Below are 3,470 nucleotides of genomic sequence, written 5' to 3'. Positions count from 1 at the left end.
AAATATTAACTTTATTTGCGGAAATTTCGATGCTATTTAAATCTATTTTAGAAGGAAAGGTTTTTAAAAATTCATTTTGAAAATCTAAATTCAAGTCTTTATATGATTTAAATTGGTGAAACTTCTTATTTTCTAATATTACCTGATAGTTAAGTAAATAGTCTCTCATCATTTCAAGCATTTGATTAGCATGTATTACATCTTTTCTGTTCAAAGCAATATGAAGTTTTCTTTTTGCATACATAAAGTCGAAAATATCTTCTTCTTCTAAAACCTTTTCTGTCATATTATGAATATAGTTTTTATTTTCTTGATTCATTTTATTATATATTTCTCCATGCTTATCATATTCTATTTTCCATAAAGGTGATTTTACGCTTAATAAATCTATAGGAAGTAATGAAGAATTAATCTCTAGACCATTTTCAAAGAATGGTGTTATCAAATAAATATTGTCTCTTAATTGTAAATCTTTAATATAAAAGGCACCTAGTTCAGTGTAAATATTTTTTAATTTATTTTTCATGTCTATTAAATCGCCATTATAAGCAATCATCATATCCAAATCAGAATATTTATCATTATATCCTTGAACACCTGAACCTATTTGAATGATTCCATCAACATTTTCATTTACTAAACTGTCTATAATTATATTTCTAATATTTTCTCTGTCTAATGCACTATACATTTGTACCCCCTACTTTCTTTAAATTTGATACATTATTATTAATTAATCTGATTTACACTCTTCATCTTCTCACTCCTGTTTTTTAGTTTTATTTGTGATAAGCTTCTGCTTATCGGTAGATGATGCGGTTTTTTCTCATTCCTCAATCCCATAGATCCACAAGAACAAATTACATAGACAATTATATATATAGATGATAATCTATATAACGTAAGGGAGGTATGGCTATGTCTTATCAAGAACTAGCATCAATATTAAAAGTTTTATCTGATCCAAGCAGATTAGAAATAATAGATTTACTTTCATGTGGTGAACTATGTGCTTGTGATTTACTGGAACATTTTCAATTTTCACAGCCAACGCTAAGTCATCATATGAAGTCATTAGTCGATAAGCAATTAGTTTTTTCACGAAAAGAAGGTAATAAACATATGTATCGACTTAATCATGAAATTTTAGATGATGTTAATCACAATTTAAATCTTATTAATACATCTAATGAACGATGTGTATGTAAAAGTATGAAATCAGGTGAGTGTTGATGACAATATTAGCAATTGTGATTTTTCTTTTAACTTTACTCTTTGTGATATGGCAACCGAAAGGTTTAGATATTGGTATTACAGCTTTAATTGGAGCTGTCGTTGCTATCATTACGGGAGTCGTAAGTTTTTCTGATGTATTAGAAGTAACAGGTATTGTTTGGAATGCTACCTTAACATTTGTAGCTGTTATTCTTATTTCATTAATATTAGATGAAATTGGATTTTTCGAATGGTCTGCGATACATATGGTTAAGGCTTCAAACGGTAATGGATTAAAAATGTTTGTTTTCATCATGATATTAGGGGCAATTGTAGCAGCATTTTTCGCAAATGATGGTGCAGCTTTAATCTTAACTCCTATTGTATTAGCAATGGTAAGAAATCTAGGTTTTAATAAAAAAGTGATTTTTCCTTTTATTATTGCTAGTGGTTTTATTGCTGATACTACATCACTACCTTTAATTGTAAGTAACTTAGTTAATATCGTTTCTGCAGATTACTTCGATATTGGATTTATTGAATATTTTAGTCGCATGATTATTCCCAACATATTCTCTCTGATTGCTAGTATTCTCGTTTTATGGTTATATTTCAGAAAATCTATACCTAAAACGTTCAATACAGAAAATCTTTCAGACCCTAAAAATGTAATCAAAGATCCTAAATTATTTAAGCTTTCATGGATTGTATTAGCAATACTACTTGTGGGATATCTTGTTAGTGAGTTTATACAAATACCTGTATCAATCATTGCTGGTATCATTGCTCTTATCTTTGTAATATTAGCTCGTAAATCTAAAGCAGTTCATACAAAACAAGTCATTAAAGGCGCACCATGGAATATTGTTGTATTCTCTATTGGTATGTACCTTGTTGTGTTTGGACTAAAAAATGTAGGTATTACAACTATTCTTGGGGATATCCTAACAAATATTTCAAGTTATGGGTTATTCAGCAGTATCATGGGTATGGGCTTTATAGCTGCTTTCTTATCTTCAATTATGAACAACATGCCAACTGTTTTAATAGATGCAATAGCGATTGGTCAATCCAGTACTACAGGTATATTAAAAGAAGGTATGATTTATGCAAATGTCATAGGTTCTGATTTAGGACCTAAAATAACACCGATTGGTTCTTTAGCAACATTATTGTGGCTACATGTCTTAACACAAAAAGGTGTGAAGATTTCGTGGGGAACATACTTTAAAACTGGAATTATCATTACTATTCCAGTCCTATTTGTAACACTCTTAGGTTTATACCTTACACTAATCATATTTTAAGAAAAGAGGCTTTAATTATGGATAAGAAAACAATTTATTTTATATGTACAGGAAACTCTTGTCGTAGCCAAATGGCTGAATGTTGGGGAAAGGAAATATTGGGTGAAGATTGGAATGTCTATTCTGCTGGTATTGAAACGCATGGTGTTAATCATAAAGCAATAGAAGCTATGAAAGAAGTAGATATTGATATATCAAACCATACGCCAGACTTGATTGATAATAATATTTTAAAACAATCAGATTTGGTCGTAACGTTATGTAGTGATGCAGACGATAATTGTCCTATTTTACCACCAAACGTTAAAAAAGAGCATTGGGGTTTTGAGGATCCAGCAGGTAAAGAATGGTCAGAATTTCAACGTGTTAGAGACGAGATTAAATTAGCTATAGAAAAGTTTAAATTGAGATAATAATAAACACCTCTTATTAACTAAATAAGGGGTGTTTTGCCATTTAAAAAACAAAATTTGTGCCATATAACTCCAAAAATGACAGCCGAACAAAAACTTACAGGTGAGGAAATCGCAAAAAAACAGGGAGTGTAAAATAAACTGTGTAAGTAGAGAACGTACGACTCTACTTCACAGTTTATTTTTTATATAATCTAGCGCGCTATCGCTTACTATATTCGTAAAAAGTGTTGGTTAAAACTTGAGCTGACCCCAATTTGTGGGAATAAAATAAAAACACTTTCGTTGAATTCATATTAAAATGAATTTATACGGAGGTGTTTTTTCTATGAAAAGAGTCGCATATTCAGTAGAAACTAAAAACAAAGTAATCGAAATGAAAATCAAGGGATGTAGCATAAGAGAGATAATGGATCAATTAAACATTAGAAGCAAAACCCAAGTGGATATGATATGCTCCCTGTTAAGTAAACACTTAAATAGTGAAAACTTAGCAGGGAGTTTTATTATGACTAGAAATATTAAAATAGATATC

The 3,470-nt window shown here is 29.9% G+C and carries 4 protein-coding genes and 1 pseudogene; 4 read left to right on the top strand and 1 reads right to left on the bottom strand.

Annotated features, from left to right (window positions below; translation table 11 throughout):
* Window positions 1–691: hypothetical protein (locus tag CD129_RS13060; RefSeq protein ID WP_144437026.1), on the bottom strand; the 691-nt coding region annotated here is incomplete at its 3' end.
* Between the two features lie 227 nt (window positions 692–918).
* Here CD129_RS13060 and CD129_RS13055 point away from each other — a divergent pair.
* The 4 genes and pseudogenes from CD129_RS13055 to CD129_RS13040 form a co-directional block, all read left to right on the top strand.
* Window positions 919–1,233, top strand: coding sequence for an ArsR/SmtB family transcription factor (locus CD129_RS13055; protein WP_115336975.1), 315 nt, complete (start codon window positions 919–921; stop codon window positions 1,231–1,233).
* The gene (gene arsB, locus CD129_RS13050; protein WP_115336974.1) at window positions 1,233–2,522 is read left to right on the top strand and encodes an arsenite efflux transporter membrane subunit ArsB; all 1,290 of its coding nucleotides are present in this window, start codon (window positions 1,233–1,235) and stop codon (window positions 2,520–2,522) included. The genes CD129_RS13055 and arsB overlap by 1 nt, the downstream gene beginning before the upstream one ends.
* A gap of 17 nt (window positions 2,523–2,539) precedes the next feature.
* On the top strand, window positions 2,540–2,935 hold the full coding sequence (gene arsC, locus CD129_RS13045; RefSeq protein ID WP_115336973.1) for an arsenate reductase (thioredoxin): 396 nt from the start codon (window positions 2,540–2,542) through the stop codon (window positions 2,933–2,935).
* Between the two features lie 328 nt (window positions 2,936–3,263).
* A pseudogene (locus CD129_RS13040) lies at window positions 3,264–3,470 on the top strand (hypothetical protein); the annotation flags it as partial.

It is taken from the genome of Mammaliicoccus fleurettii (genome assembly GCF_003970575.1).
GTDB classification, from domain to species: domain Bacteria; phylum Bacillota; class Bacilli; order Staphylococcales; family Staphylococcaceae; genus Mammaliicoccus; species Mammaliicoccus fleurettii.
Note: the sequence above shows the minus strand (reverse complement) of the source record. Positions and strands in the feature narration are given on the sequence as shown.

Bases quoted from the DNA above. Each gene is read 5' to 3' on its own strand.
- CD129_RS13055 (WP_115336975.1), top strand. From the start codon at position 919: ATGTCTTATCAAGAACTAGCATCAATATTAAAAGTTTTATCTGATCCA.
- arsB (WP_115336974.1), top strand. From the start codon at position 1,233: ATGACAATATTAGCAATTGTGATTTTTCTTTTAACTTTACTCTTTGTG.
- arsC (WP_115336973.1), top strand. From the start codon at position 2,540: ATGGATAAGAAAACAATTTATTTTATATGTACAGGAAACTCTTGTCGT.